The organism is Stutzerimonas sp. NM35, assembly GCF_054604355.1.
Window position 1 is genome coordinate 4,102,996 of sequence record NZ_CM137728.1, and the last position, 26,304, is coordinate 4,129,299.

Below are 26,304 nucleotides of genomic sequence, written 5' to 3' on the forward strand. Positions count from 1 at the left end.
ATAATGCCCAATATCATCCTCGTAGGCCCGATGGGTGCTGGTAAGAGCACCATCGGGCGCTTGCTTGCCAAGGAGCTGCGTCTGGCGTTTCGTGATTCCGACAAGGAAATCGAGAAGCGCACGGGCGCCAGCATTCCGTTGATATTCGACGTCGAGGGTGAGCAGGGCTTTCGCGAGCGGGAACACAGCGCCATTGCCGATCTGTGTCAGTTGCAGGGCGTGGTACTGGCCACTGGTGGTGGCGCGGTGTTGCGGCAGGACAACCGTCAGGCGTTACGTGACGGCGGGCAGGTCATCTACCTCTGTACCTCGGTCGAGCAGCAGCTTGACCGCACCGCGCGCGACCGCAATCGCCCCTTGCTGCAGACCCCCAATCCACGGCAGGTGCTGGTCGAGCTGATGGCTTTGCGGGACCCGCTGTACCGCGAAATCGCAGACATCATCGTCGAGACCGACGAGCGTCCTCCGCGTCTGGTCGTCGGTGAAATCCTCGAACAGCTCAGGTCGCTTGTGCCCCGTGAAAGCCCCGACGAATCTGCGCTATCCTAAGCCCCTTTAATTCACGGGGGCCTATATGCAGACTCTGGATGTCGATCTTGGCGAGCGCAGCTATCCGATCCTTATAGGCGAGCAGCTCATCGAGCGCGGCGAGCTGTTGTCCCCCCACATCCGTGGCAAGCAGGTGGCCATCGTCACCAACGACACGGTTGCCCCGCTTTACCTTGAGCGCCTGATACAGAGCCTTGCCGGCTACGCCGTTACGTCGGTGGTCCTGCCCGACGGCGAGGCCTACAAGAACTGGGAAACCCTGCAGACGATCTTCGATGGCCTGTTGTCGGCCCGGCATGACCGCAATACCACGGTCATCGCCCTGGGCGGTGGCGTGGTTGGCGACATGGCCGGCTTCGCGGCGGCCAGCTACCAGCGTGGTGTCGACTTCATCCAGATGCCCACGACCCTGCTGTCCCAGGTCGATTCTTCGGTAGGCGGCAAGACCGGCATCAATCATCCGCTGGGCAAGAACATGATCGGCGCCTTCTACCAGCCACGGCTGGTGCTGATCGATACGTCCACGCTGGCGACACTGCCGGCACGGGAGCTGTCGGCGGGCCTGGCCGAGGTCATCAAGTACGGGCTGATCTGCGACGAACCTTTCCTGGGCTGGCTCGAGGCCAATGTCGACAGGCTGCGGGCGCTCGACCAGGCGGCGCTGACCGAGGCCATACGGCGTTCCTGTGCCGCCAAGGCGGCGGTCGTCGGCGCGGACGAACGTGAGTCGGGCATCCGTGCCACGCTCAATCTTGGCCATACCTTCGGTCATGCCATCGAAACCCACCAGGGCTACGGCGTCTGGCTGCATGGCGAAGCGGTCGCGGCGGGCACCGTGATGGCGCTGGAAGTGTCACGCCAGCTTGGCTGGATTTCCGTTGATGAGCGGGACCGCGGCGTGCGTCTGCTTGCGCGTGCCGGCCTGCCCGTGGTGCCGCCGAGCGATATGACGCCGGAGGATTTCCTGCAGCATATGGCGGTCGACAAGAAGGTCCTCGACGGTCGGTTGCGCCTGGTCTTGCTGAAACGGCTGGGCGAGGCCGTGGTGACCGGCGACTTCCCTCGCGAAGTGCTGGACGCCACATTGCGCGTCGATTACGACGCCCTGACGCAACAGTCGAGAACCTGAGAGGCTTTTCATGACCAGTTTGTCTGCTGACGATTCGCTTCTGAACCACTACGGGTTCAGTCATGATCCCTTTGCCACTCGTGTTCCCGGTTTCAAGTTCTTTCCTGCCCAGCGCAAGCCGGTGCTGGGGCAGTTGCACCACCTCGCACGTTACAGCCAGCTGCTGCTGGTGGTGACGGGGCCTGAAGGAAGCGGCAAGACGCTGGTGCGACAGGCGCTGGTCGCGAGCAGCAACAAGCAGTCGGTCCAGAGCGTGGTGATCACCCCGCAGACCACCATGGATTCGAATATCGTCCTGCAGCAAGTCGCCCAGGCGCTCGGCAGTCCACGTGCCGACTTCGACTCGATCATGGCGCAGATCATCCAGCTGGCACTGACCGGACAGGAGGTCTATCTGCTGGTCGATGATGCCGAGCGGCTGACCGGTGCCGCCGTGGAGACGTTGTTGCGCCTCGCGGTAGGCAGCCCGGAAGGCCGGCCCCATGTGTTCCTGTTCGGTGAGGAGTCCTTGCTGGCGCGGCTGGACGCACTGGTGGACGGTGAAGAGCGCTTCCACGCGATCGCACTTCAACCGTATGAAGAAGATGAAACCAGGGAATACCTGTCGTTGCGCCTCGAAGGTGCCGGCAGTGGGCTGGAATGCCTCACTGAAGAGCAGATTGTGCGCATTCATGAGCAGTCCGGTGGCTGGCCGGGTGGAATAAATGAGGCTGCGCGCGAAGAATTGATCGATGCGATGCACCATTCCAGGGCAAAAAAGTCGGGCGGATGGGGTTTCCCGCTGCCGATGAAGCACCTGCTGGCGTTGCTGGCCGTTCTCTGTATCGTCGTGATTGCCTTGTTCGTCATGCGCGATGGGGCTGACGAGCAGCCGGTGGCGCCTGCCAGCACAAGCCTGCCGCTCGGGAACGGAGCTGTGGAGCCTGCGCCTCGGCAAGGCATGCCGGAGCCTGGCGAACCTGAAGCTTCATCACCCCGCTCGGAGCCGCAGTCTCCGCTTGTTCGGGAGCCCCTGGCCGCAGCCGGCAGTGCGGATATCGAAGACCTGTCACTACAGGACGCGCCGCCGACGGCTCCCGCGCCAGCCGCTGAACAGCCTCGTGAGGCCGGGCAACCTGCGGGCAATGCAGCTGCTGTTGCGCCGTCCGCGCCTGCGCCCCAGCCTGTCGCTCCAGCTCCAGCTCCAGCTCCAGCTCCAGCTCCAGCTCCAGCTCCGCGCGAGCCTGCGCGGCCCGCGCCCGCTGCGGCATCGGGCTGGTATGGCAGCCAGCCTGCCGGCAACTACCTGGTACAGATTCTTGGCACCCGCAACGAAGGCAATGCCAAGGCACTGGTGCAGCAGTACGGCAACGGCTACCGCTACTTCACCAAGCTGCATGAAGGCAAGCCGCTCTACGTGGTCACGCATGGCAGCTTCTCCAGCCGCAACGCGGCGACCCAGGCGATCAAGACGTTGCCGCCGGCCTTGCAGGCAGGAAAACCCTGGATACGAAACTTTTCCAGTGTGCAACAGGAAATTGACCGCGCACGTTAAATAAATGCCCCAAAAAAGTGCGCAATGCACCTTTTTGGGGCTTGCAAAAAATATTTGTCTCGTTCTAGTTCGCTTTGTAAACTGCTCCCCCGTTGCTCGCGTCCATCTTGGGGCGTCGCTCTGTATGGCCGGTAAGGGGTTGATTTACAACGTATTTAGCTGGAGCGCCTATGAGAGCAGGTCTGTTTCGTCCTGAAGAGTTCAAGGATAACTGTGGCTTCGGGCTGATTGCCCATATGCAGGGCGAAGCGAGCCATCACCTGCTCCAGACAGCCATCCGATCACTGACCTGCATGACTCACCGCGGTGGCATCAACGCCGATGGCAAGACCGGCGATGGCTGCGGGCTGCTGATGCAGAAGCCGGATGCTTTCCTGCGCGCCATGGCCCGCCAGCACTTCGATGCCGAGCTGCCGGATCTCTACGCGGTGGGCATGGTCTTTCTCAGCCAGGACATTGCCCAAGCCGATGCCGCCCGCGCGCGCTTCAACGAGCAGATCGCCGCGCAAGGACTGACCCTGGTCGGCTGGCGCGAGGTGCCGGTCGATACCAGTGTGCTGGGTCGCCTGGCGCTGGAGCGGCTGCCGCGTATCGAGCAGGTATTCGTCAGTGCCGAAGGCCTGTCCGAGCGTGAGTTCGGCATCAAACTGTTCATGGCCCGTCGCCGGACCGAAGTGGCCCTGGCCGAGGACAAGCAATTCTACGTCTGCAGCTTCTCCGACAAGGACATCATCTACAAAGGCCTGATGATGCCGGCGGACCTGGCGCAGTTCTTCCCGGACCTCAGCGACGAGCGCCTGGCCACCGCCATCTGCGTCTTCCACCAGCGCTTCTCCACCAACACCATGCCGCAATGGCCGCTGGCGCAGCCGTTCCGCTTTCTCGCCCACAACGGCGAGATCAACACCATCACCGGCAACCGCAACTGGGCCCAGGCGCGCCGCCTGAAGTTCGCCAACGAGCAACTGCCGGATCTGCAAAGCCTCGATCCGCTGATCAACCGTAGCGGTTCCGACTCGTCGAGCATGGACAACATGCTGGAGCTGCTGGTCACCGGCGGCATGGACCTGTTCCGCAGTCTGCGCATGATCATTCCGCCGGCCTGGCAGAACATGGAAACCATGGACCCGGACCTGCGCGCCTTCTACGAATACAACTCCATGCACATGGAGGCCTGGGACGGTCCGGCTGGCGTGGTGCTCACCGATGGCCGCCACGCGATCTGCCTGCTCGATCGCAACGGCCTGCGCCCGGCGCGCTGGGTAACCACCAAGAACGGCTACATCACCCTGGCCTCGGAAGTCGGCGTCTGGGACTACCAGCCCGAGGATGTCATCGCCAAGGGCCGCGTCGGCCCGGGCCAGATCCTGGCCGTGGATACTCACACCGGGCAGGTGCTGCACACCGACGACATCGACAACCGGCTGAAATCCCAGCACCCCTACAAGAAGTGGTTGCGCCAGCATGCGCTGCGCATCCAGTCGACCCTGGATGACAACGATCATGGCTCGGCCTTCTACGATGCCGACCAGCTCAGGCAGTACATGAAGATGTTCCAGGTCACCTTCGAGGAGCGTGACCAGGTGCTGCGCCCGCTGGCCGAACAGGGCCAGGAGGCGGTGGGCTCCATGGGCGACGACACGCCGATGGCGGTGCTGTCGCGCCGGGTGCGGTCGCCCTACGACTATTTCCGCCAGCAGTTCGCGCAGGTCACCAACCCGCCGATCGACCCGCTGCGCGAAGCCATCGTGATGTCCCTGGAAACCTGCCTGGGCGCCGAGCGCAACGTCTTCGAGGAAACCGCCGATCACGCCAACCGCGCGATCCTCACCACGCCGGTGATCTCACCGGCGAAGTGGCGGACCATCATGGAACTCGACCGACCGGGTTTCGAGCGGTTGGTCATCGACCTCAACTACGATGAATCACTCGGGCTCGAAGCCGCGGTGCGCAATATCGCCGATCAGGCCGAGGAAGCCGTGCGCGGGGGCAAGGTACTGCTGGTGCTGAGCGACCGCAACATCGCGCCCGGCAAGCTGCCGGTGCATGCCTCGCTGGCCGTGGGTGCGGTGCATCATCGGCTGATCGAGACCGGCTTGCGCTGCGATTGCAACATTCTGGTGGAGACCGCCACGGCGCGCGACCCGCACCATTTCGCGGTGCTGATCGGCTTCGGCGCGACGGCGGTCTATCCCTTCCTCGCCTACGAGGTGCTGAGCGACCTGATCCGTACCGGCGAAGTGCTCGGCGATCTCTACGAAGTATTCAAGCACTACCGCAAGGGCATCACCAAGGGTTTGCTGAAGATCATCTCGAAGATGGGCATCTCCACCATCACCTCCTATCGCGGAGCACAGCTGTTCGAGGCAGTGGGGCTGGCCGATGAGGTGGTGGCGCTCAGCTTCCGTGGCGTCGCCAGCCGCATCAAGGGTGCGCGTTTCGTCGATCTCGAAGCCGAGCAGCAGGCGCTGGCCGCCGAGGCCTGGAACAACCGCAAGCCGATCCAGCCGGGTGGCCTGCTCAAGTTCGTCTATGGCGGCGAATACCATGCCTACAACCCGGACGTGGTCGGCGCGCTGCAGAAGGCGGTGCAGAGCGGCAATTACGGGCTGTTCAAGGAGTACACGGCGCTGGTCGACCAGCGTCCGGTGTCCATGCTGCGCGATCTGCTCAAGCTGAAGGTGGCCGAGCGGCCGCTGGCGCTGGAGGACGTCGAGCCGCTGGAGGCGATTCTCAAGCGTTTCGACGCCGCCGGCATTTCCCTCGGCGCGCTGTCACCCGAGGCTCATGAAGCGATCGCCGAAGCCATGAACCGTATCGGCGGGCGTTCGAACTCCGGCGAGGGCGGCGAGGACCCGGCCCGCTACGGCACCGCACGCAGTTCGAAGATCAAGCAGGTGGCCACGGGTCGTTTCGGGGTCACGCCGGAATACCTGGTCAACGCCGAAGTGCTGCAGATCAAGGTGGCCCAGGGCGCCAAGCCGGGCGAGGGCGGGCAGCTGCCGGGCGGCAAGGTCAACGGCCTGATCGCCAGGCTGCGCTACGCGGTGCCGGGCGTGACGCTGATTTCGCCGCCGCCGCACCATGACATCTACTCCATCGAGGATCTGGCGCAGCTGATCTTCGACCTCAAGCAGGTCAACCCCAAGGCGCTGGTGTCGGTGAAGCTGGTGGCCGAACCCGGTGTCGGCACCATCGCCGCCGGTGTGGCCAAGGCCTACGCCGACCTGATCACCATCTCCGGTTACGACGGCGGTACCGGCGCCTCGCCGCTGAGCTCGATCCGCTACGCCGGTTCACCCTGGGAACTGGGCCTGGCCGAAACCCACCAGACCCTGCGCGGCAACGACCTGCGCGGCAAGGTCCGGGTGCAGACCGACGGTGGCCTGAAAACCGGCCTCGACGTGGTCAAGGCGGCGATTCTCGGCGCCGAGAGCTTCGGCTTCGGCACCGCGCCGATGATCGCCCTGGGCTGCAAGTACCTGCGCATCTGCCACCTGAACAACTGCGCCACCGGCGTCGCCACCCAGAACGACCAGCTGCGCAAGGATCACTTCATCGGCACCGTGGACATGGTGGTGAATTTCTTCACCTTCGTCGCCGAGGAAACCCGCGAGTGGCTGGCCCGACTCGGTGTGCGCAGCCTGCAGGAGCTGATCGGGCGTACCGATCTGCTGGAAATCCTGCCCGGCGAATCCGCCAAGCAGGCACATCTGGATCTCACGCCCCTGCTGGGCAGCGACCGGATTCCGGCGGACAAGCCGCAGTACTGCCAGGTGGAGAAGAACCCGCCGTTCGACGAGGGCCTGCTGGCGGAGCAGATGGTCAGCCTGGCGCGCGAAGCTATCGACGCCAAGGGCGGCGGCGAATTCGAACTGCAGATCGGCAACTGCGACCGCTCCATCGGCGGCCGTGTGTCCGGCGAGATCGCCCGCGTGCATGGCAACCAGGGCATGAAGGACGCGCCCATCACCTTCCGCTTCAAGGGCACCGCCGGGCAGAGCTTCGGCGTCTGGAACGCCGGCGGCCTCCACCTCTATCTGGAAGGCGATGCCAACGATTACGTGGGCAAGGGCATGACCGGCGGCAAGTTGGTGGTCACGCCGCCGAAGGACAGCGCCTTCCGCTCGAAGGACTCGGCGATCATCGGCAATACCTGCCTGTATGGCGCCACCGGCGGCAAGTTGTTCGCCGCCGGCACCGCGGGTGAGCGTTTCGCGGTGCGTAACTCCGGCGCCCATACCGTGGTGGAAGGCACGGGCGACCACTGCTGCGAATACATGACCGGCGGTTTCGTCTGCGTGCTGGGCAAGACCGGGCACAACTTCGGCTCGGGCATGACCGGCGGCTTCGCCTACGTGCTGGACATGGACAACAGCTTCATCGACCGGGTGAACAATGAGCTGGTCAACCTGCAGCGCATCACCGGCGAGGCGATGGAGGCCTACCGCAGCCACCTGCAGGGCGTGCTGCGCGAATACGTGGCCGAGACCGGCAGCGCATGGGGCGCCGAACTGCTGGAAGACCTGGACGACTACCTGCGCCGCTTCTGGCTGGTCAAGCCGAAGGCGGCCAACCTGGCGTCGCTGCTGTCGAGCACCCGCGCGAATCCGCAATAAGGCAGCTGCAAGCGGCAAGCCCCAAGCTGCAGGCAAAAGCAGTTCCGGGTTTGCCGACCCAACGTGATCGTCTTGCGGCTTACAGCTTACAGCTTACAGCTTGAAGCTTGCCGCTGCTGTTATGAGGTTTAAGAAAATGACTGACCGTCTGAACAACGACTTCCAGTTCATCGAGGTCGGGCGCAAGGATCCGAAGAAGAAACTGCTGCGCCAGCGCAAGAAGGAATTCGTCGAGATCTACGAATCCTTCAAGCCGCAGCAGGCATGCGAGCAGGCACACCGCTGCCTGGGTTGCGGCAACCCGTACTGCGAGTGGAAGTGCCCGGTCCACAACTACATTCCCAACTGGCTCAAGCTGGTGTCCGAGGGCAACATCCTCGCCGCCGCCGAGCTGGCCCACCAGACCAACACCCTGCCGGAAGTCTGCGGCCGCGTCTGTCCGCAGGATCGCCTGTGCGAAGGCGCCTGCACGCTGAACGACGGCTTCGGCGCGGTGACCATCGGCTCGGTGGAGAAATACATCGCCGACACCGCCTTCGCCATGGGCTGGCGGCCGGACATGTCCCAGGTCAAGCCGACCGGCAAGCGTGTCGCCATCATCGGCGCCGGTCCGGCCGGCCTGGGTTGTGCCGACGTGCTGGTGCGCAACGGCGTGGCCCCGGTGGTGTTCGACCGCAACCCGGAGATCGGCGGCCTGCTGACCTTCGGCATTCCCGAGTTCAAGCTGGAGAAGAGCGTACTCAGCCGCCGTCGAGAAATCTTCAGCGGCATGGGCATCGAGTTCCGCCTCAATACCGAAGTGGGCAAGGACGTCAGCATCGAACAGCTGCTGGCCGACTACGACGCCGTGTTCATGGGTATGGGCACCTACACCTACATGAAGGGCGGCTTCCCCGGCGAGGACCTGCCGGGCGTGCACGACGCGCTGGATTTCCTCATCGCCAGCGTCAACCGCAACCTCGGTTTCGAGAAGAGCGCGGAAGACTTCATCGACATGAGAGGCAAGCGGGTGGTGGTGCTCGGCGGTGGTGACACCGCGATGGACTGCAACCGCACCTCCATCCGCCAGGGCGCCAAGAGCGTGACCTGCGCCTATCGTCGCGATGCGGCGAACATGCCCGGCTCGCGTCGCGAGGTAAAGAATGCCAAGGAAGAGGGGGTGAAGTTCCTCTTCAACCGCCAGCCCATCGCCATCGTTGGCGAAGGCCGGGTGGAAGGCATCAGGGTGGTGGAGACCCGCCTGGGTGAACCGGATGCAAAGGGTCGTCGCAGCCCGGAGCCGATTCCCGGCTCCGAAGAGGTGATCCCGGCCGATGCGGTGCTGATCGCCTTCGGCTTCCGCCCGAGCCCGGCCGACTGGTTCGGCGCTCAGGACATCCAGACCGACGCTCAGGGGCGAGTGATCGCGCCGGAAATGGGCACGTTCAAGCACCAGACCAGCAACCCGAAGATCTTCGCCGGCGGCGACATGGTGCGCGGCTCCGATCTGGTGGTCACGGCGATCTTTGAGGGGCGTCAGGCGGCGGAAGGAATTCTGGATTTCCTGGAGGTGTAGAGCAGACTTCCAGGCACTGCGAAAATCCACGTCTTGCATGTCGTGTTAGGCCTGCGGCTAACACGACCTACAAAAGCCGAGGACAGCTTGCAGCTCCGCCCTATCTGACCTGAATCAAGGTGATCATAAAAGGCACGGCACCCGCCGTGCCTTTTGTCATGGGCTTTGCGACAATGCTCGGCACTTTTTTGCTGGAACCCAGACATGACTGCCTTGAAGAACGACCGTTTCCTTCGTGCCCTGCTCAAGCAGCCTGTCGACGTCACCCCGGTGTGGATGATGCGGCAGGCCGGGCGTTACCTGCCGGAATACCGCGCCACCCGTGCCAAGGCCGGCGATTTCGTGAGTCTGATGAAGAATCCGGAGTTGGCGTGCGAGGTTACCTTGCAACCGCTGGATCGCTATCCGCAGATCGACGCGGCGATTCTCTTTTCCGACATTCTCACCATCCCCGATGCCATGGGTCAGGGGCTGTACTTCGAGGCCGGCGAAGGCCCGCGCTTCAAAAAGAACGTCAGCGGCATGGCCGATATCGAGGCGCTGCCGATCCCGGACCCGGAGAAGGACCTGAGCTATGTGATGGATGCCGTGCGCACCATCCGCCGCGAGCTCAATGGCCGCGTACCGCTGATCGGTTTCTCCGGCAGCCCCTGGACGCTGGCCACCTATATGGTCGAGGGCGGCTCGTCGAAGGACTTCCGCAAGAGCAAGGCCATGCTCTACAACGATCCCGAGGCCATGCACGCGCTGCTGGATAAGCTGGCGCAGTCGGTGACCAGTTACCTCAACGGCCAGATCCTGGCCGGTGCGCAGGCGGTGCAGATCTTCGATTCCTGGGGCGGTAGCCTCTCTGATGCGGCCTATGGCGAGTTCTCGCTGGCCTATATGAAGAGGATTGTCGATGGGCTGATCCGTGAACATGAAGGGCGCCGCGTGCCGGTGATTCTCTTCACCAAGGGTGGCGGCCTGTGGCTCGAATCCATGGCCGATGTCGGCGCCGAAGCGCTGGGCCTCGACTGGACCTGCAACATCGGCAGTGCCCGGTCGCGGGTGGGTAGCAAGGTGGCGCTGCAAGGCAACATGGACCCGGCGGTGCTTTACTCCAGCCCCGCAGCGATCCGCGCTGAAGTTGCGCGCATCCTGGCGGCCTACGGCCATGGCGCCGGCCATGTGTTCAATCTGGGCCACGGCATCACGCCGGAAGTCGACCCCGAAAACGCCAAGGCCTTCTTCGAGGCGGTGCACGAACTGTCGGCGCAATACCATCGGTAAGGGCAGATAAGCCGAAAAAAGCGCTGGAGGCTGGAAGGCTGTAAGGCTGGACGAAAAAGCTTGTCAGGGGTCGGGTGCAAATCCGTACACTCTCCAGCCTCCAGCCTCCAGCCTCCAGCCTCCAGCCTCCAGCCTCCAGCCTCCAGCCTCCAGCCTCCAGCCTCCAGCCTCCAGCCTCCAGCCTCGTTAAGGCTGCTGATAATGCCCTGGCGTGGTACCCGACTCATGCTCGTGGACCAGCCGGGTGACGCGGATGTCGGTGATACCCACGATCTCGGCCTGCCGCAGCAGCTCGGCCTCGTCGGCTTGTGCATCGGGCATGACCAGGCTGTTCTCGGCATCGGCGTTGTGGTGTTCGATCAGGCGCCGGGCCGCCTCGCCTTGGGAAAGGCTGTCCCCGTCCGATTCGATGATCTGCGAGCGCGGATCGTTCTGGAAGATGTAGTTCACTTCGAACTTGTGGGACGGTTTGGTTCCGAACATGGCAGTCTCCAAAGGGATTGGGTTCTGCTCTGTTGACTCGCGGGTCCACTTGTTCGTTCGAGGGATGTCGGCTTGCCAGGGGCCTGCCCGACGGTCGGGAGCCGAGGAGCAGGGCGTTTACTCTAATTTGGCAAAGCAGTCATAGGGGATGACGCCTCCTGCATCCACCATGACTGCGCCAGTGTATCGCTGAAACGCGATCCTCCCTGCACAGCTGCTTCGCTGCTTACTTCACCTTGGCAAAGTTCGCCTTGAGGGCGACGCCCGCCATGACTGCACCGGCGTGACACTCGTACTTGCTGCTGTCCTTGTACTCGACGTGTTTGTAGTTGCTGACGATATCCACTACGGCGTTTGCGCCAGCGGCCTTGGCTGATTTTTCCAGGCCGATCAGCGCGGACTGCAGGGCCCAGCTGCAGGCGGCTTCGTCAGTCTTGTTGAAGGCATTGGTTTTCTTGCTGGTGGTCACGCCGCTGCGCACGATCTGCGCACCCGCTGGACGCTTGGCGAGGTAGAACTTCACGCTGCCATCCAGCCGGCCCGCCGCGGTGGCTTCGGCCACGACTTCATCGAAGGGCAGGTAATGGGTGGTATCGCGCGCCTGGCTGATGCCGGGCAGGGCGCAGAGCACGAGTGCCGCGCTGATCCATGTGGTTTTTTTCATTGTTCATCTCCTTGCGGTGTTTGGAAAACTACCTGCGTTGGCAATACTGCGTTAAAAACGGCCTCAGAAAGCCGCTTGCGGCTAACGCGCTTTAGCGCGGCCTGGAGGGCGAACGAAGTGAGTAATGCTCATTTAGAAACTAAACTCCGCTTCTTAAGCCGTTTTTGCCTTGTCTTGCCTGCCTCGCCAACGTTTTCAATCAGGACCAACGGCGGAAGATCAGCGAGGTATTGATCCCGCCAAAGGCGAAATTGTTGTTCATCACGTATTCATGCTGCATGTTGCGCGGCGCGCCGACCAGGTAATCCAGCTCGCCACAGCGCGGGTCGATGCTGTCGAGGTTCAGCGTATGAATATAGCGATCCTGGTTCATCATCTCGATGCTGAACCAGGATTCCAGCGCGCCACAGGCGCCCAAGGTGTGACCGAGGTAACTCTTCTGCGAGCTGATTGGCATGCGCGAGCCGAACAGCGCCTGGGTTGCCTGGGTTTCGGCGATGTCGCCCTGTTCTGTGGCGGTGCCGTGGCCGTTGACGTAGCCGATGGCCTCCGGTGCCAGGCCGGCATCTTCCAGCGCCAGCTCCATGGCGCGGCGCATGGTGGCCTGTTCGGGCTTGGTGGCATGGCAGCCGTCGGCATTGCTGCCGAAGCCCATCAGCTCGGCATGAATGGTGGCGCCGCGCGCGAGGGCGTGTTCCAGTTCTTCGAGCACCAGCATGCCGGCGCCTTCGCCGATCACCAGGCCGTCGCGGTCGCTGTCGTAGGGACGCGGCGAGGTGTGCGGCGCGTCGTTCTTCAGGCTGGTGGCATAGAGCGCGTCGAAGACCATGGCCTCGGTGGCGCACAGCTCCTCGGCACCGCCGGCGAGCATCATCGGCAGACGCCCGAACTTGATCGCCTCATAGGCGTAGCCGATGCCCTGGCTACCGCTGGTGCAGGCGCTGGACGTGGGAATCACCCGCCCGGTCAGGCCGAAGAAGATGCTGATGTTGGCCGCAGTGGTGTGCGGCATCATGCGGATGTAGGAGTTGGCATTCAGCCCGTCGGCCACCGAGTTGAGCAGCATGTTGCCGAAGGCCTTGATCTCCTCGGTGCTGCCGGTGGACGAGCCACAGGCGACGCCCATGCGGCCATCGCGGATGCTGTTGTCGTCGAGCAGGCCGGCGTGCTGCAAGGCCTGCTCGGCGGCCTTGACCGACAGGCGCGAGACGCGTCCCATGCTGCGCAACTGCTTGCGCGTCCAGTGCGCGGGTACGGCGAAGTCATCCACAGGCCCGGCCAGGCGCGTATTGAGTTCGCTGAAGCGATCCCACTCGTCCATACGCCGGATGCCACTGCGGTTGGCGCTGAAGTTGGCTTCGATGCCGGCCCAGTCGCTGCCCAGGGAAGTGATGCCGGCCATGCCGGTGACGACCACACGTTTCATCAGCACAGCCCGCCGTTGACGGCCAGCACCTGGCGCGTGATGTAGCTGGCCTCTGGCGACATCAGGAAATTGACCGCAGCGGCGACTTCATCGGGCGTGCCCATGCGTTGCGCGGGAATCATCTTGAGCATCTCCTCGATGGGCAGGTCTTTGTCGAGTATTTCGGTGTCGATCAGCCCCGGCGCAACACAGTTGACGGTGATCCGGCGTTTGCCCAACTCCACTGCCAGCGCCTTGGCCGCGCCGATTACCCCGGCCTTCGAAGCACTGTAGTTGACCTGGCCGCGATTGCCGATCATGCCCGACACGGAGGTGATGCAGACGATGCGCCCCGGCTGGCGGCGGCGGATCATCGGCATGGTCAGTGGCTGCAGGACGTTGTAGAAACCGTCGAGATTGGTACGCAGCACCTGGTCCCAGTCCTCGTCGGTCAGCGCCGGAAAGGCCGCGTCGCGAGTCAGGCCGGCGTTACAGACCACGCCGTAATAGGCGCCATGGGCCTCGATATCGGCTTCCAGCTGCTCGCGGCAGGTGGCGCGGTCGGCAATGTCGAATTGCAGGATGCGCGCCTGGCGCCCCAGCGCCTGGATCTCTGCCTGAACGGCTTCGGCTTCATCGCGCCGGGCGCGGCAGTGCAGGACGATATCGTGGCCGCTGCGGGCCAGACGCAGGGCGATGGCGCGGCCAATGCCACGGCTGGAGCCGGTGACCAGGATGGTTTCGCTCATGAACGGGTTTCTTCCAGATAGCGCGCCACTTCGGGCGGGCGGAACACATTGAGACGGGCCTCGGCATGGATGCCGGGGCCGTCGAGATGGCATTCGAAAACACCCATGCCGCTGTCGTCCTGCAGCGAGCGACTGGCGCGAATGCGCAGTTCGCTGCCGGGCGGGAAGGCTTCGACGTTGCACTGATAGTTGCGGGTGCCGAGCAGAAAGCCCAGTTCCACCGGCAGGCCGGCCCGGCGCCCCTGGCAACCGGCGAAGGCGGCGACGCTCTGCGCCATGATCTCGATGCCGACCCAGGCCGGCAGGCCGCCGTCGGGTTGGCTCAGCAGGCCGGGGCGTACTGTCAGGCGGGTCGTCACGCTGTCCTCATCGAACGACTCGACGCCATCCAGCAGGATCATGTCGCCCGCATGGGGCAACAGCTCGGCAATCGGCCAGGCGATCATGGTGTCTCTCCCAGGATCAGGCTGATGTTGTTGCCGCCGAAAGCGAAGGAGTTGCTCATCATCAGCCGTGGGCGCTCGACACGCAACGGTGTGCCAGCGGCGACCAGCTCCAGCGCGGGAAGGTCGGGGTCCTGCTGGCCGTCCCAGAGGTGGGGCGGCAACTGTTGCGCGACATTGAATCCGGACAGCGTCAGCCAGCAGAACGCCGCTTCCAGCGCTCCAGCCGCGCCCAGCGTGTGGCCGGTGAGCGGCTTGCTCGATGAGCAGGGCACGCCTTTGGGAAACACCGCCTCGACGGCGCGGCTTTCCATGGCGTCGTTGTGCGCCGTGGCGGTGCCGTGCAGGTTGAGGTAACCGATGCTTTGCGCTGGGGTTTCAGCGTTGGCCAGCGCTTTGTGCATCGCTTCGATGGCGCCCCGGCCTGCGGGGTCGGGGGCGGAAATATGATGGGCGTCGGAACTGGCACCAGCGCCGAGCAGGGCGATGGGTGCAGACTCGCGGGTCATCAGGAACAGCGCTGCCGCCTCGCCGATATTGATGCCGTCGCGGTTGGCTGAAAACGGATTGCAGATGCGTGTGCTGGTCGCCTCCAGGGCGCTGAAACCTTGCAGAGTCAGATCGCAGAGGCTATCGACACCACCGCACAGCACCGCATCGCAAATGCCCGCGTCCAGCAGCCGTTTCGCGCTCTGCAAGGCGCGCGCCCCGGAGGTGCAGGCGGTGGAGATGCAATAGCTGGGGCCGGCAAGCCCCAGGCGCTCGCTGAGAAAGCTCGCCGGCGCCGAAAGTTCCTGGTGGCCGTAGTGATAGCTGGGCGGCAGCTGCCCGTCGCGAATCAGGCCGGCAATGCCTTGAGAGGCTTCCTGGATGCCGGTAGTGCTGGTGCCCAGCACCACGCCGATCCGCGCCGGGCCGAAGCGCTCGATAGCCTCGGTGATTTCCTCCAGGATTTCCTCGACGGCAGCCAGCAGCAGGCGATTGTTGCGTGTCGCATCGCGCAGGGTGGCATCGCTTAGTGATGGCAGCTCGGCACTGATTGCACCGACCGGCAAGCTGCGCCCAGCGACCAGAACCGGCCAGGGGCGCATGCCCGAGCCATCGCCCTGCAGCAGTCGCCGGGCCACCTCGGCCTTGCCGCGGCCCAGCGCGCAGATCACGCCGAGGGCGTTGAGGTAGGCGCTCATCGTGGTCGGGCTCCGTCGTCGAGGGGGGCGACACCATAGGACAGCCCGCCGCCCGCGTCGAGCTGAAAGCGGCCCTCCCGTGCGTAGCGAACCTGCCAGTGAGTCAGCCGACGCGTATCAGCCTGCCGGCTCCAGTCCTGCTCGGCATACAGGCGTTCCAGCTGGTCATCGGGGGTGAGCGCGAACAGCAGCGCGGCGAACAGCGCGCGGGCCTGGGGATTGGGTGGCAGCAGGCCGTCCGCCTGCCACTGGTCATCGACCAGCAACTGCCGCGCCAGCGGCGTGCCCAGCGGGGTCAGCAGCGTCCAGCGCAGAGCCTGACGTTCTTGCTGGATCACCAGCAACTGGTCATGACTGCCGTCGGCGCTGCGTTGCTGGATATGCAGTTGCATCGGCAATTGCAGGCGCGGCTGTTCGCTGGGCAGCGGCAACGGGCTGGCGCAGCCGCTCAGCAGGAGCAGCAGCGCCAGCCAGGCGAGGCCAAAGGGCTTATCGCTCGCCACGGCAGAGTTCGGCCAGTACCCGCAGGCGGCGCTTGGATTCGGCGACATAAGGATTTTTTTCGTCCCAGGCATAGCCGGCGAGGATCGAGCTGATCATCCGGCGGATCTCCGGCTGGGCGTGTTCGTAGTAGATGACGTCCTGGAAGCTGCAATCGTACCAACCCTCGACATAGGTCCGGAAGGTATCCACGCCGCGCTTGAGCGGGATGGCGAACTCGCTCTCCCAATCCACCGTCTCGCCCGAGAGCTGGCGATGCAGCGTGGCGGCGGCCATGCTCGACGAGCGCATGGCGATGGTCACGCCGGAGGAAAACACCGGGTCGAGAAATTCCGCCGCGTTGCCCAGCAGGGCGAAGCCGGGGCCGTGCAGCGCCTTGACGTTGGCCGAGTAGCCGCCGATCAGCCGTGCCGGGGTATCCCACTCGGCGTTCTTGAGGATGCGTCTGAGGTTCGGCGCTTCATGGACGAACTCCTTGAGGCAGGCATCCAGATCCAGCGGGCGATCCTCGTAGCGCTCGGCGCTGGCGACCACGCCGAGGGAGCAGCGCCCGTTGCTGAAGGGGATGGTCCAGTACCAGACGTCACGCAGCTCAGGATGGGTGGTGATGAGGATCTTCTCGCGGTCGAACTGCGGGTCGTCGATGCGATCCTCGATGTGGGTGAATACCGCGCGGCGCACCGGGAAACTCGAAGGCGCTTCCAGGTCCAGCAGGCGTGGCAGTACACGGCCATAACCGCTGGCGTCGAGGACGAAGGCCGCTTCGATGTGATAGTCGCTGCCGTCATTGCGGCGCACCTGCAGGCGCGGTCGAGCGCCGGCGAAATCCGCCGCGATGATCTCTTCCTCGTAACGGATTTCCACACCCTGCAGTTCGGCCTGGTCGGCCAGCAGCTTGTCGAAATCGGCACGCTGCACCTGATAGGTGCTGCCGTGGCCCTCGGTGAACTTGTCGCGAAAATCGAATTCGGTGTAGCGCTCGCCCCAGCCGAAGGCTGCACCGTGCTTGGTCTGGAAGCCGGTGGCCTGCACCGCTTCGAGCATGCCCGCTTCCTCGATGAAGTCCAGGCAGTGCGACAGCAGGCTCTCGCCGATGGAAAAGCGCGGGAAGCGCTGGCGTTCCAGAATCAGCACCTTATGGCCCTTGCGCTTGAGCAGCGCGCCGGCGATGGAGCCGGAAGGACCAGCACCGATAATCACGACTTCATGTTGTTGCGAATCAAGCGGCGCCATACTGGCTCCTTGCCTTTGGTTGGGGTTGCGATGGGCTGGCCCAGGGCGCCAGCAGGAAACTGAATAGCAGGCCGAGGCTCACGGCCAGGCCGAAATTGCTCACCGCCGGTGTGCTCGACAGCGCCAGCAGGCCGAACGACAGCCAGGTGGTGACGGCGGCCAGTAGCGTACCGACCAGGCTTACGGCGGCGCCACCGACCTGCTCACGCATCAGGATGGCGTAGTCGACGCCGATGGCGGTGACCAGCAGCAAACCGAACAGGCCGAACAGGGTCAGCGACTGGCCCAGCCAGCCGAGGCTGGCCAGGCTGCCGAGGGCGGCCAGCAACGGCACGGCCAGGCAGCGCGCGGCGCCACGCCAGCCGAAGGGCAGGCAGAGCAGGATGAGGATCAGCCCGGCGGCGACCAGCTTGAGCGCGGCGGCCTGGGTCTTGGTTTCGGCGAACAGGCGGTTCAGCTCGGCGGGACGGTCGATCAGGCTGATGCCGTCGAGACCCTCGGCCAGCCCCACCAGTGCGGCACTGTCCTGCAAGCCTTGCAGACTGACCAGGCCGGCCACGGAACCATTGGTCTGACGGCCCAGCCAGAGTGGACGCCAGGGTTCGCCCAGCGGGCCGGCCAGGACCTGTTCCAGACCGGCAATCGGCTGTGTCTGCAACGCAACCAGTTCCGCCTCCAGCCGCTCGGGACCCACGCCCAGTGCCAGTAGCGGCGTGCCGGCTGCGAGCAGATGCGGCAGGGCCAGTTGCAGACTCTTCTGCGCGGTGGCGGGCGCGGCGATCTGGCTGAGCGCCAGGTAGCCCGAGAGTTTGCCTTCGGCCACCTGCTCATCGAGGCGGCTGCTCAGGGCTTGCTGGCTTGCCAGCAGCTCGTCGGACGTTGCCGCCCGCACCAGAAAATACTGGCTGGTGGGCTGGAAACCACTGATCTCGCCGATGCGCTGGGCCTGCTGCTGCAAGACCGGGGCGCGGCTGACCCACTGGCGCAGGTCGTCGGTGAAGGAGACGTGCGGCACGCCGAAGGCGCAGTACAGGGCGAAGGCGACCAGCAGCCAAGGCGTGGCGATGCGCCCCAGTAACGTCTGGCGCAGACGCAACGCGCGTTCGGCCCAGCCCAGCGGTGCCGGCCAGGGCCGCAACGGCGCGCGCAATAGCCAGGGCAGCAGGCAGGTGGCGCAGGCAAAGGCGCCGGACAGCCCGGCGGCGGAAAACACCGCCACCTGGCCCAGTGCCGGGAATGGCGTGAAGGCCATCGCCAGGTAGCCGATGACGTTGGTGAGCAACGCCAGCACCAGCCCCGGCAGCGTCAGGCGCAGCGCCAGATGACCGTTCCAGGGTTGCAGGGTCCAGCTCTTGGACAGGTAGTGCAGCGGAAAGTCGATGCTCACACCCACCAGGCTCGCGCCCAGCACCAGCGTCAGTACATGGATCTGGCCGAACAGCGCGATGCAGGCCGCCGCGCCGCTGAGCGCGCCTACCGCCACCGGCAGCACGATCAGCAGCACACGCGGAGTGCGAAACAGCACCAGCAGCAGAGCGAGGGTGGCGAGCAGGGAAAGGCTGCCGATCAGGCTGGCTTCCTCCCGCGCCTGGCGCTGTCCGTGAGCGGCATGAAGCAGCCCGCCGGCGGCAAGCAGTTCGCCCTGGGCGGTTTCGACCTGCAGGCGGATATCGCTCACCAGTTTCTCGACCTGCAGCGGCAGGCGTTCGTCAAAGGCGTCGCCGTGAGTCTGCGCATGGATCACGGCCCAGCGCTGGCCCTGGTATTCGGCCAGCAGTTGCGCATCCGGCCCGGCCCGGACATTGCCCGGTTGCGGCAGCTGCCGTTGCGCCAGGTCGGCGATGCCGAACCAGTCCTGCTCGACGGGCACCAGTCCGCTGCCCTCGAAGGGGTTGTACAGGCGTTGCAGGCGTTGCTGGATGAAGGCATCGGGCCCTGCGATCAGTGCTTCACGGCTTGCCGTGTCGAGTAGCGCCAGACGCTGGTCGAGCAACTGTTGGCGGATTGCCGAGAGATCGGCGTCTACGGAGTGCCGCACCTGGGCAAACAGGCCGCTGGCCTCCAGCGTGTCGCTGATCTCGTCGACCAGCGTGGCGGCGGTTGCTGTGTCGGCATGGCGCACCAGCAGCATCAGGTCGCGGTTCAGCGGCTCCTGCATGCGTGCTTCGGCCCGCTGTTCCAGCTCGCCCGGCGCGCCGCTGGGCAGCAGCTGCAGCAGGTTGGCGGTGACCGGCGGGCCGTCGCGCCATTGCCAGGCGGTCAGGCTTACCAGCCCGAGCAGGGCGACGGCGAACAGGATAGGGATCAGACGTGGCAGCCTGAGCGCCTCGTCAGTAGGTGAAGTCATGCTGCTCGATCGGGCTCAGCTGGTCATCGACCTGTAGGCTTTCCAACAGCAACAGGGTGCTGTCGCCCTGGGTTTCCAGCAGTTCGATACGCTCGGCGGTGGCGCTGCCCTGGATGTGGATGGCGGTGAATATCTGCTGCAACAGCTTGGCGTGTGGTGTCAGGGTCAGTGTCCAGGCATCGCTGCTGCCCTGCAGATCGAGGTTGAAGTCACGTTGCAGCGCCTCGGCATCGCCGCCGAGCACGGCCAGGAACAGTTCGTTCTGACGCTCCGTCGCGCCCTGCTGGGTGGCTGCCTGCCAGCCGCTATCCGTTCGCTGGGCGATGCCCGCGTCAGTGATGCGGTAATCCTGCTGCAGGGGCGCCTGGAGCAGCCAGAGCAGGCCGTGGTCGCGGGCCAGCACGAACTGGCCACGGCTGACCAGCGGCAGGGGCAGGGCGCGCAGGTGTTTTTCCTGAACGAACTGGCCACGGATCACTACTGGCTCGCGCAGTTGCTGGCTGAGCTGCGCCAGATCGAAAGCATGGACGTGCGCTGCCTGCAGCAGGCACAGCACAAGAAGCAGCCGACGGATCATGCCAGCGCCTGCTCGACGGCTTCGACGAAGACCTTCGGCGAGGCCAGCTGCATCTCGCGGCTGGCGATTTCCACCGCGACCTGCACCGTGCTGCCACGGGTCATGCGCTCGCCGGTCTCGGCATCGTTGATCAGGTAGTTGATCTTCAGGCGGTTCTCCCACTCGACGAGGTCGGCGCGCACGATGATGCGCTGGTTGAAACGTGCGCCGCGCATGTAGCGCAGCTGCACGTCGATCACCGGCCAGGCGTAGCCGGCCTCGCGCATCTGCAGGTAGTTGTGGCCGATGCGCTCGAGCAGGGCGCAGCGCGCCACTTCGAAGTACTTGATGTAATGGCCGTGCCAGACCACGTCCATCGAGTCGACGTCGAAGAAGGGCACGAGGATTTCCACCTCGGCCTGCAATACGCCAGTCTTACGCATGACGAGGCTCCTGGTAGGCGCGGGCCACACCCGCGAACGGCACAACGCAAAAGCATCGCGGACATGGCCCGCTCCTACAAGTCATACAACCCCCAATGCCGGTCACGGATACGTTGCAGACACAGGCGCAGCTCGCCCTCCAGCGCGCGGTCCTCGATCAGCGGCGGGAAGTCCTCGCCCAGCTCGGCATGCATCTCGCGCAGCGGCGCGGGCAACGGACGCGCCTGTTCGTCACGCTGGCGCAGCCAGACACCCTGGTTCGCTGCGATCAGCGTGGCTGCGGCCACCTGCTCGGTCAGCTCCAGGCTGCGCAGCGCATCGCGGGCGGCGATGGTGCCCATGCTGACCTTGTCCTGGTTGTGGCATTCGGTGGAGCGCGAGAAGACGCTGGCCGGCAGGGTGTTCTTCAGGGCCTCGGCGGTCCAGGCGCTGGCGCCGATCTGCACCGCCTTGAAGCCGTGGTTGATCATCGCGGTGGCCGTCGGCGCGCCGGAAAGGTTGCTCGGCAGGCCATGGTTGTAGCGGGTATCGACCAGCAGCGCGAGCTGGCGGTCGAGCAGGTCGGCGACGTTGCCCACCAGGTTCTTCAGGCTGTCCATGGCGAAGGCGATGTGGCCGCCATAGAAATGCCCGCCGTGCAGCACGCGCTCGTTTTCCGCATCGATGATGGGATTGTCGTTGGCGCTGTTCAGTTCGGTCTCGATGAACTGGCGCAGCAGGCCCAGGCTGTCGGCCAGGACGCCAAGCACATGCGGTGCGCAGCGGATGGAGTAGCGGTCCTGTAAACGATGGAGTGGTGCGGTTGGCGCATCGATCGCCAAGTCCTGGCGAATCCAGGCGGCGACCTGGTTCTGGCCGGGATGCGGCTTGGCGGCGAACAGGCGCTCGTCGAAATGCTCGGGGTTGCCTTCCAGCGCCACCACGTTGAGTGCGGTGATGCGCGTGGCCAGCTTGAGCAGGTAATCGGCGCGGGCATAGGCCAGGCAGGCCAAACCGGTCATCACCGCGGTGCCGTTCATCAGCGCCAGGGCTTCCTTGGGCCGCAGGGTCAGCGGCGTCCAGCCCAGCTGGCGGTGCACTTCGGCGGCGCTGCGGCGCTCGCCCTGGTACATCACCTCGCGTTCGCCGGTCAGCGTCGCGGCCACATAGGACAGCGGCGTCAGGTCGCCGCTGGCGCCCACCGAGCCCTCTTCGGGAATCAGCGGCAGGATGTCGTGTTCGAGAAAGGCCTGCAGGCGGTCGAGCAGTTCGATGCGCACGCCGGACATGCCGTGGGTCAGTGAGCGCAGCCGCGCGGCGAGCACGGCGCGGGTCGCTTCGGCATCCAGCAGCTTGCCCAGGCCGCAGCCGTGGAAGGTGAACAGGTGCTGCGGCAGTGCCTCGACCTGATGCAGCGGCACCGCCACCACGCAGGAGTCGCCGTAGCCGGTGGTCACGCCATAGATCACCCCTTCGCGGTCGAGCAGGGTGTCGAGAAACTGCGCGCCACGGGCGATGTGCCGGCGAAACGCGGCGTCGGCCTGCAGCTGTGCGGGCGCGCGGCGCTCGGCCACGGCCAGCACATCCTCGATGCTCAGGTGGTTTTCGCCAAAGATAACGGGCTCAGGTGTCGCGTGGGTCATGGATAGTCCAGAAAGGGTAGAAATTGAACCATTGCAGCGGCGCCTGCAGGCAGCGTGCCGCCAGCTCATCGGCATAGCGTTGCACCCATTGCGCCACGATGGCGTCGCGCTCGCGGCGGCGCCATTCGATACGCTCGGCGAAGGGCGCGAGCTGAATCCGGTAGCGCTGGCCATGCTTCAGGCAGAACAGCAGGTTGACCGGGCATTCGAGCAAGCCGGCCAGCAGCCACGGCCCCTGCGGAAAGGCCGCCGGCTGGCCGAGGAAGTCCACGGTGGCGGTGCGCGCGCCGTGCAGCGGCACGCGGTCGCCGGCAATCGCCAGCCATTCTCCCGCATCCAGCCGGCGCGACAACTCCAGCATGACCGCCGGGTCCAGCTCGCTGACCTGAATCAGACGCAGGTTGTTCGCCCCCGAATCTTCCAGCAGGCGATTGAAGCGCTCGGCGTGGCGGGTGTGGACGAGGATGTTCATCTTCACCTTGCCGCCGATCTCGGCCAGCGCGCGGCAGACTTCCAGATTGCCCAGGTGCGCGCCGACCAGCATCTGCCCGCGCTGCCCGCCGTTCCAGATCAGCGGGCGAATGCCGTGGGGATCGTCCACATCGAGCTGGTCGAAGCCGATGCGACCGCCCCAGACGTCGACCTTGTCCAGCAGGCTATCGGCGAAGGCCATGAATTGCCCATAGACCGAGCCGGCGCTGGGTGCGAGGTGGCTGCGGCCACTCCAGCTCGCCAGGTTGCGCTGATAAGTCCAGGCGCTCTGGCGGGCGTTGCGGCCAAACAGATAGAAGTACAGCACGATCAGGTACAGCAGCGGCGTCATGGCACGCCGCCCCAGCAGGCGCACTATCCGCACGGTGAGTTTCATCAGAGCGAAACTGCCACGTTCGCGTTGCGCGGCCCAGTGCGCGCTGCGTTGGGGCGCCTGGCTCATCCGCGCCACCGCCGCCACAGCAGCGCCGGTGCGCGCAGCAGCATGCCGCCGAACAGCCGGGCGTGCATGCGCGAGATCAGTAGGTTGTCGTGCCACAGGCGAAAGTGCGAGATGCCGTCGTCCGGGTAATGCACGCGCGTCGGCAGCCAGACCATGGGTTGTTCGCGCCAGTGCAGGCGCACCAGGATCTCGGTGTCGAAATCCATCCGCCGGCCCAGTTCGACCGAGTCGAGCAGGGCCAGCGTCGGCGCCAGCGGATACACGCGGAAACCGCACATGGAATCGCGGATCGACAGCGACAGGGTGTTGATCCAGACCCAGACGTGGGTCAGGTAGCGCCCGTAGAGGCGGCCTTTGGGCACGCTGGCATCGTATTGCGGGTAGCCGCAGATCAGCGAGTCGGGCGCCTGGCAGGCGCGGTCGAGGAACAGCCCCAGGCCCGCCAGATCATGCTGGCCGTCGGCGTCCACCTGCAGCGCGTGGGTAAAGCCCAGCCGCGCGGCTTCACGCAGGCCGCTGGTGACCGCCGCGCCCTTGCCCTGGTTGTGCGCGTGGCGTACCCGATGCACCTGCGGATGCTCGGCCAGTTCGTCGATCACCCGTGCGGCCTCGGGGCGGGAGGCGTCATCGACCAGGATGCACGGCAGCTCTTCGGCAAGCAGCGCGGCGACGACCTCGGGCAGGCTGCGTTCGTGGTTGTAGACCGGTACCACGGCGCAGGGCCTGAAATTGTCCTCGATGGGCAGCGGCAACTGTTGTTGGTGGGTATCGGGCTGCCGCGCCGGTGGAGTGAGGCTACTCATGCTGGTTGCCCCAGCAGGATGCGTCCCGAGGAACAGGCGGCGTCGCCGTTGCGGTAGGCGAAATGCAGCTTGCTGCGCTCCGGGTCGAAGCGCAGCGTCAGTTGCAGGCGGTCGCCGGGGCGGGCGAGTTGCTGAAACTTGAGCACTTCCATGCCCCGGAAGCAGGGCGGCAGCCCGGAGATGAGTTCGCGGGCCAGGCTTATCGCCCAGTCGATCTGCACCACGCCGGGCAGTACCGGCGTCTGTGGGAAATGCCCGCTGAAATGGGCCAGATCGACCGGGACTTCCAGCTCCAGCAGCCACTGGTCATCCGTCTGGCTGATATTCAGGCGTTCCGGTTGCAGGGTGCGCGGCGCTAGCAGCAGGGCGTCGAGTTGTGCCTGGGGCAGCTTGCCCTGGGCATTGCACGGCAGTTGCCGCACCAGCCGCCAGCGACGTGGCAATGCCAGCGCCTCGCAATGCGCGGCCAGGTGCTTGCGCAGCGTAGCGGTCAGCGCGCGGCGACCGCCGTTGCGCAGGGCATGCAGACCGTCGTCGCTGAGGGCCACCAGAGCGGCGAGGTAGGCGCGGCCTTCTTCGATCACGCCCAGACGCGCTTCACTGACGAAGGGGTGCTCGGCCAGCGCCTTCTCCAGCATGGGCAGGGAGATGCGTTTTTCTTCCAGCTTGACGATGCGGTCCAGCCGGCCCAGCAGCTCGAAGCGACCGTCGGCTTCGATGCGCGCGGCGTCGGCGGTCTGCTCGATATGGCCGGACGGCAGGCAGGGTGAGGCGATGTGCAGTGCTCCCTGTTCGTCCTGGCCCAACTCGACGCCTTCGAAGGGCTGCCAGAGCACGCCGCCCTGACGCCAGGCGATACCGCCGGTTTCCGAGCTGCCGTAGATTTCCGTCGGGGCTTGGCCGAGGTGCCGTTGCAGGCGTGTCGCGGCCTCGACGGGCAGTGGGCCGCCGGAGGAAAACACCCGGCGTACGCTGCGCAGCGCCGGCCAGTCGAGGTTGTCGCCCATGCGTTTGAGCAGTGCCGGGCTGGCCACCCAGCAGAAGTGCTGGTGGTCGCGGCTGGCCAGCTGGATGTCCTCGGGGAACGGCAGGGCGCAGCGCAGAAAAATGCGCCCGGCGCACAGCGGCCAGAGCACGCGAAACAGCAGGCCGTAGATATGTTGCGCGACCACGCTGCCGATGATGCAGGCCTCGCCCAGCTCGCTGCCCCACTGTGCTTCGAGAATCTGTGTTTCGTTGGCGAGCTGGCGCAGGTGCTTGTCGATCAGCTTGGGCTCGCCGCTGGAGCCGGAGGTGCAGAGCACCAGCCGGCACTGGTCCAGATCCAGCTCGGCGCCTGCGAGCGGTTCGGTGAAAAGCTCGTCCAGACGGGTGTCGCCGTCGCGGTCGGTCAGCCAGAGGTCGGCCTGGTCCTGCAAGCGGGCACGGCTGGCCGGTTGCAGATCGGCGGGCAGCAGCACCGTCACGCCGACACGCCAAGCGCCGAGCAGGGCCACGGCCAGCTCGGCGGCGTCTTCCAGATGCACCGCGATGCGCCGGATACTGCGCGCCTGCAGGCCACCGGCCAGGCGCAGGGCCTGCAGGCGCAGTTCGGCGTGGTCGAGGGCCGGGTTCAGCGTGACCGGGCGCTCTTGCAGGCTGTGTTCGAGCAGGTGTTGCAGGGCAATCCAGTTCATGTCGCTTTCCTTACGCGCTGGCGTACCAGCCATTCTCCGGCGAACAGCAGCCCCATCAGCAGATAGGCGATCAGCCCGGTATACAGGGTCCACCAGGCCAGCGGCGCCCAGAGCGCAAGACCCGTGGCGATGGCCGCGTTGAGTGAGAAGAAACCCACCCACACCCAGGTCACTTTGCGCGTGTATCGCACCGCGGCGGGCGGCAGGTCGGGCTCCTGCAGGCGTGCCAGGCGCTCGATGATCGGCATGCCGGAGCAGAGGCTGCCGGCGAACAGGCCGAGCAGGGCCAGGTTGATCAGCACCGGATAGCCCAGCAGCAGGGCGCTGCTGTCGGCCAGCGCCAGCACCAGGCAGAACGACAGCGCAGCGATGTTCAGCGTGCGGCTCAGCGGGCTTTGCCGGGCGCCGAGTGCGCGAGCCAGCCAGAGTGCGCCGAGCAGTGCGGCGAACATTCGCGGCGTCAGGTGCTCCATGCCCAGGTAGACGGCGAATGGGTAAAGCAGCCCGGCCAGCAGCAGGCCGAGGCCGATCAGCCGGCCACTGCCCGCTTTGCCTGTTCGCATGAGTCGCTTCCGAAAGCTGATCGGCGAGCCAGTACCT

At 65.3% G+C, this 26,304-nt stretch carries 22 protein-coding genes; 6 read left to right on the forward strand and 16 right to left on the reverse strand.

Features of this window, described 5'->3' with window-relative positions:
* Positions 1-3 precede the first annotated feature (3 nt).
* The 6 genes from aroK to hemE all read left to right on the forward strand — a co-directional run bounded on the left by aroK (position 4) and on the right by hemE (position 10,658).
* Positions 4-549 (forward strand): shikimate kinase AroK, encoded by a 546-nt coding sequence (aroK, locus tag ACYCFC_RS18940; RefSeq protein WP_181082851.1) that lies wholly within the window; start codon positions 4-6, stop codon positions 547-549.
* A gap of 25 nt (positions 550-574) precedes the next feature.
* On the forward strand, positions 575-1,678 hold the full coding sequence (aroB, locus tag ACYCFC_RS18945) for a 3-dehydroquinate synthase (protein WP_181082852.1): 1,104 nt from the start codon (positions 575-577) through the stop codon (positions 1,676-1,678).
* A gap of 10 nt (positions 1,679-1,688) precedes the next feature.
* Positions 1,689-3,212: an AAA family ATPase gene (locus ACYCFC_RS18950; RefSeq protein ID WP_459652573.1), complete on the forward strand. Its 1,524-nt coding sequence runs from the start codon at positions 1,689-1,691 to the stop codon at positions 3,210-3,212.
* 170 nt (positions 3,213-3,382) lie between these two features.
* Positions 3,383-7,831: a glutamate synthase large subunit gene (gene gltB, locus ACYCFC_RS18955; RefSeq protein WP_459652574.1), complete on the forward strand. Its 4,449-nt coding sequence runs from the start codon at positions 3,383-3,385 to the stop codon at positions 7,829-7,831.
* A 136-nt stretch (positions 7,832-7,967) separates the two neighbouring features.
* Entirely contained in the window at positions 7,968-9,386 is a 1,419-nt protein-coding gene (locus ACYCFC_RS18960; RefSeq protein ID WP_459652575.1) for an FAD-dependent oxidoreductase, read from the forward strand.
* A gap of 204 nt (positions 9,387-9,590) precedes the next feature.
* Positions 9,591-10,658 (forward strand): uroporphyrinogen decarboxylase, encoded by a 1,068-nt coding sequence (gene hemE / locus ACYCFC_RS18965; RefSeq protein ID WP_459652576.1) that lies wholly within the window; start codon positions 9,591-9,593, stop codon positions 10,656-10,658.
* A 186-nt stretch (positions 10,659-10,844) separates the two neighbouring features.
* Here the strand turns inward: hemE and ACYCFC_RS18970 are convergent, their stop codons facing one another.
* The 16 genes from ACYCFC_RS18970 to ACYCFC_RS19045 all read right to left on the reverse strand — a co-directional run bounded on the left by ACYCFC_RS18970 (position 10,845) and on the right by ACYCFC_RS19045 (position 26,267).
* On the reverse strand, positions 10,845-11,141 hold the full coding sequence (locus ACYCFC_RS18970) for a hypothetical protein (protein WP_459652577.1): 297 nt from the start codon (positions 11,139-11,141) through the stop codon (positions 10,845-10,847).
* Positions 11,142-11,367: 226 nt separating this feature from the next.
* On the reverse strand, positions 11,368-11,805 hold the full coding sequence (locus ACYCFC_RS18975; protein WP_181082858.1) for an excinuclease: 438 nt from the start codon (positions 11,803-11,805) through the stop codon (positions 11,368-11,370).
* Positions 11,806-12,004: 199 nt separating this feature from the next.
* The gene (locus ACYCFC_RS18980) at positions 12,005-13,231 is read right to left on the reverse strand and encodes a beta-ketoacyl-ACP synthase (RefSeq protein ID WP_459652578.1); all 1,227 of its coding nucleotides are present in this window, start codon (positions 13,229-13,231) and stop codon (positions 12,005-12,007) included.
* Entirely contained in the window at positions 13,231-13,959 is a 729-nt protein-coding gene (gene fabG, locus ACYCFC_RS18985; protein WP_459652579.1) for a 3-oxoacyl-ACP reductase FabG, read from the reverse strand. The genes ACYCFC_RS18980 and fabG overlap by 1 nt, the downstream gene beginning before the upstream one ends.
* On the reverse strand, positions 13,956-14,405 hold the full coding sequence (locus tag ACYCFC_RS18990) for an ApeP family dehydratase (protein ID WP_181082861.1): 450 nt from the start codon (positions 14,403-14,405) through the stop codon (positions 13,956-13,958). The genes fabG and ACYCFC_RS18990 overlap by 4 nt, the downstream gene beginning before the upstream one ends.
* Complete coding sequence (locus ACYCFC_RS18995) at positions 14,402-15,589, reverse strand: beta-ketoacyl-[acyl-carrier-protein] synthase family protein (RefSeq protein ID WP_459652580.1); 1,188 nt, start codon at positions 15,587-15,589, stop codon at positions 14,402-14,404. The genes ACYCFC_RS18990 and ACYCFC_RS18995 overlap by 4 nt, the downstream gene beginning before the upstream one ends.
* Positions 15,586-16,092 (reverse strand): hypothetical protein, encoded by a 507-nt coding sequence (locus tag ACYCFC_RS19000; RefSeq protein ID WP_459652581.1) that lies wholly within the window; start codon positions 16,090-16,092, stop codon positions 15,586-15,588. The genes ACYCFC_RS18995 and ACYCFC_RS19000 overlap by 4 nt, the downstream gene beginning before the upstream one ends.
* Complete coding sequence (locus ACYCFC_RS19005; protein WP_459652582.1) at positions 16,079-17,323, reverse strand: NAD(P)/FAD-dependent oxidoreductase; 1,245 nt, start codon at positions 17,321-17,323, stop codon at positions 16,079-16,081. Before ACYCFC_RS19005 ends, ACYCFC_RS19000 begins: the two co-directional genes overlap by 14 nt.
* Complete coding sequence (locus tag ACYCFC_RS19010; protein ID WP_459652583.1) at positions 17,310-19,670, reverse strand: MMPL family transporter; 2,361 nt, start codon at positions 19,668-19,670, stop codon at positions 17,310-17,312. Before ACYCFC_RS19010 ends, ACYCFC_RS19005 begins: the two co-directional genes overlap by 14 nt.
* Entirely contained in the window at positions 19,654-20,247 is a 594-nt protein-coding gene (locus ACYCFC_RS19015; protein ID WP_459652584.1) for an outer membrane lipoprotein carrier protein LolA, read from the reverse strand. Before ACYCFC_RS19015 ends, ACYCFC_RS19010 begins: the two co-directional genes overlap by 17 nt.
* A complete protein-coding gene (locus tag ACYCFC_RS19020) occupies positions 20,244-20,669 on the reverse strand; it encodes an acyl-CoA thioesterase (RefSeq protein ID WP_181082866.1) in 426 nt (141 codons plus the stop codon). The genes ACYCFC_RS19015 and ACYCFC_RS19020 overlap by 4 nt, the downstream gene beginning before the upstream one ends.
* A 74-nt stretch (positions 20,670-20,743) precedes the next feature.
* Positions 20,744-22,291 carry an HAL/PAL/TAL family ammonia-lyase gene (locus ACYCFC_RS19025; protein WP_459652585.1) on the reverse strand — a complete coding sequence of 516 codons (1,548 nt, stop codon included), beginning with the start codon at positions 22,289-22,291 and terminating at the stop codon, positions 20,744-20,746.
* Complete coding sequence (locus ACYCFC_RS19030) at positions 22,272-23,225, reverse strand: LpxL/LpxP family acyltransferase (protein ID WP_459652586.1); 954 nt, start codon at positions 23,223-23,225, stop codon at positions 22,272-22,274. The genes ACYCFC_RS19025 and ACYCFC_RS19030 overlap by 20 nt, the downstream gene beginning before the upstream one ends.
* Complete coding sequence (locus ACYCFC_RS19035) at positions 23,222-24,028, reverse strand: glycosyltransferase family 2 protein (RefSeq protein WP_459652587.1); 807 nt, start codon at positions 24,026-24,028, stop codon at positions 23,222-23,224. The genes ACYCFC_RS19030 and ACYCFC_RS19035 overlap by 4 nt, the downstream gene beginning before the upstream one ends.
* On the reverse strand, positions 24,025-25,704 hold the full coding sequence (locus tag ACYCFC_RS19040; RefSeq protein ID WP_459652588.1) for an AMP-binding protein: 1,680 nt from the start codon (positions 25,702-25,704) through the stop codon (positions 24,025-24,027). The genes ACYCFC_RS19035 and ACYCFC_RS19040 overlap by 4 nt, the downstream gene beginning before the upstream one ends.
* Positions 25,701-26,267, reverse strand: a complete 567-nt coding sequence (locus tag ACYCFC_RS19045) for a COG4648 family protein (protein ID WP_459652589.1) — start codon at positions 26,265-26,267, stop codon at positions 25,701-25,703. Before ACYCFC_RS19045 ends, ACYCFC_RS19040 begins: the two co-directional genes overlap by 4 nt.
* Positions 26,268-26,304 lie beyond the last annotated feature (37 nt).

Bases quoted from the DNA above. Each gene is read 5' to 3' on its own strand.
- aroK (WP_181082851.1), top strand. From the start codon at position 4: ATGCCCAATATCATCCTCGTAGGCCCGATGGGTGCTGGTAAGAGCACC.
- aroB (WP_181082852.1), top strand. From the start codon at position 575: ATGCAGACTCTGGATGTCGATCTTGGCGAGCGCAGCTATCCGATCCTT.
- ACYCFC_RS18950 (WP_459652573.1), top strand. From the start codon at position 1,689: ATGACCAGTTTGTCTGCTGACGATTCGCTTCTGAACCACTACGGGTTC.
- gltB (WP_459652574.1), top strand. From the start codon at position 3,383: ATGAGAGCAGGTCTGTTTCGTCCTGAAGAGTTCAAGGATAACTGTGGC.
- ACYCFC_RS18960 (WP_459652575.1), top strand. From the start codon at position 7,968: ATGACTGACCGTCTGAACAACGACTTCCAGTTCATCGAGGTCGGGCGC.
- hemE (WP_459652576.1), top strand. From the start codon at position 9,591: ATGACTGCCTTGAAGAACGACCGTTTCCTTCGTGCCCTGCTCAAGCAG.
- ACYCFC_RS18970 (WP_459652577.1), bottom strand. From the start codon at position 11,141: ATGTTCGGAACCAAACCGTCCCACAAGTTCGAAGTGAACTACATCTTC.
- ACYCFC_RS18975 (WP_181082858.1), bottom strand. From the start codon at position 11,805: ATGAAAAAAACCACATGGATCAGCGCGGCACTCGTGCTCTGCGCCCTG.
- ACYCFC_RS18980 (WP_459652578.1), bottom strand. From the start codon at position 13,231: ATGAAACGTGTGGTCGTCACCGGCATGGCCGGCATCACTTCCCTGGGC.
- fabG (WP_459652579.1), bottom strand. From the start codon at position 13,959: ATGAGCGAAACCATCCTGGTCACCGGCTCCAGCCGTGGCATTGGCCGC.
- ACYCFC_RS18990 (WP_181082861.1), bottom strand. From the start codon at position 14,405: ATGATCGCCTGGCCGATTGCCGAGCTGTTGCCCCATGCGGGCGACATG.
- ACYCFC_RS18995 (WP_459652580.1), bottom strand. From the start codon at position 15,589: ATGAGCGCCTACCTCAACGCCCTCGGCGTGATCTGCGCGCTGGGCCGC.
- ACYCFC_RS19005 (WP_459652582.1), bottom strand. From the start codon at position 17,323: ATGGCGCCGCTTGATTCGCAACAACATGAAGTCGTGATTATCGGTGCT.
- ACYCFC_RS19010 (WP_459652583.1), bottom strand. From the start codon at position 19,670: ATGACTTCACCTACTGACGAGGCGCTCAGGCTGCCACGTCTGATCCCT.
- ACYCFC_RS19015 (WP_459652584.1), bottom strand. From the start codon at position 20,247: ATGATCCGTCGGCTGCTTCTTGTGCTGTGCCTGCTGCAGGCAGCGCAC.
- ACYCFC_RS19020 (WP_181082866.1), bottom strand. From the start codon at position 20,669: ATGCGTAAGACTGGCGTATTGCAGGCCGAGGTGGAAATCCTCGTGCCC.
- ACYCFC_RS19025 (WP_459652585.1), bottom strand. From the start codon at position 22,291: ATGACCCACGCGACACCTGAGCCCGTTATCTTTGGCGAAAACCACCTG.
- ACYCFC_RS19030 (WP_459652586.1), bottom strand. From the start codon at position 23,225: ATGAGCCAGGCGCCCCAACGCAGCGCGCACTGGGCCGCGCAACGCGAA.
- ACYCFC_RS19035 (WP_459652587.1), bottom strand. From the start codon at position 24,028: ATGAGTAGCCTCACTCCACCGGCGCGGCAGCCCGATACCCACCAACAA.
- ACYCFC_RS19040 (WP_459652588.1), bottom strand. From the start codon at position 25,704: ATGAACTGGATTGCCCTGCAACACCTGCTCGAACACAGCCTGCAAGAG.
- ACYCFC_RS19045 (WP_459652589.1), bottom strand. From the start codon at position 26,267: ATGCGAACAGGCAAAGCGGGCAGTGGCCGGCTGATCGGCCTCGGCCTG.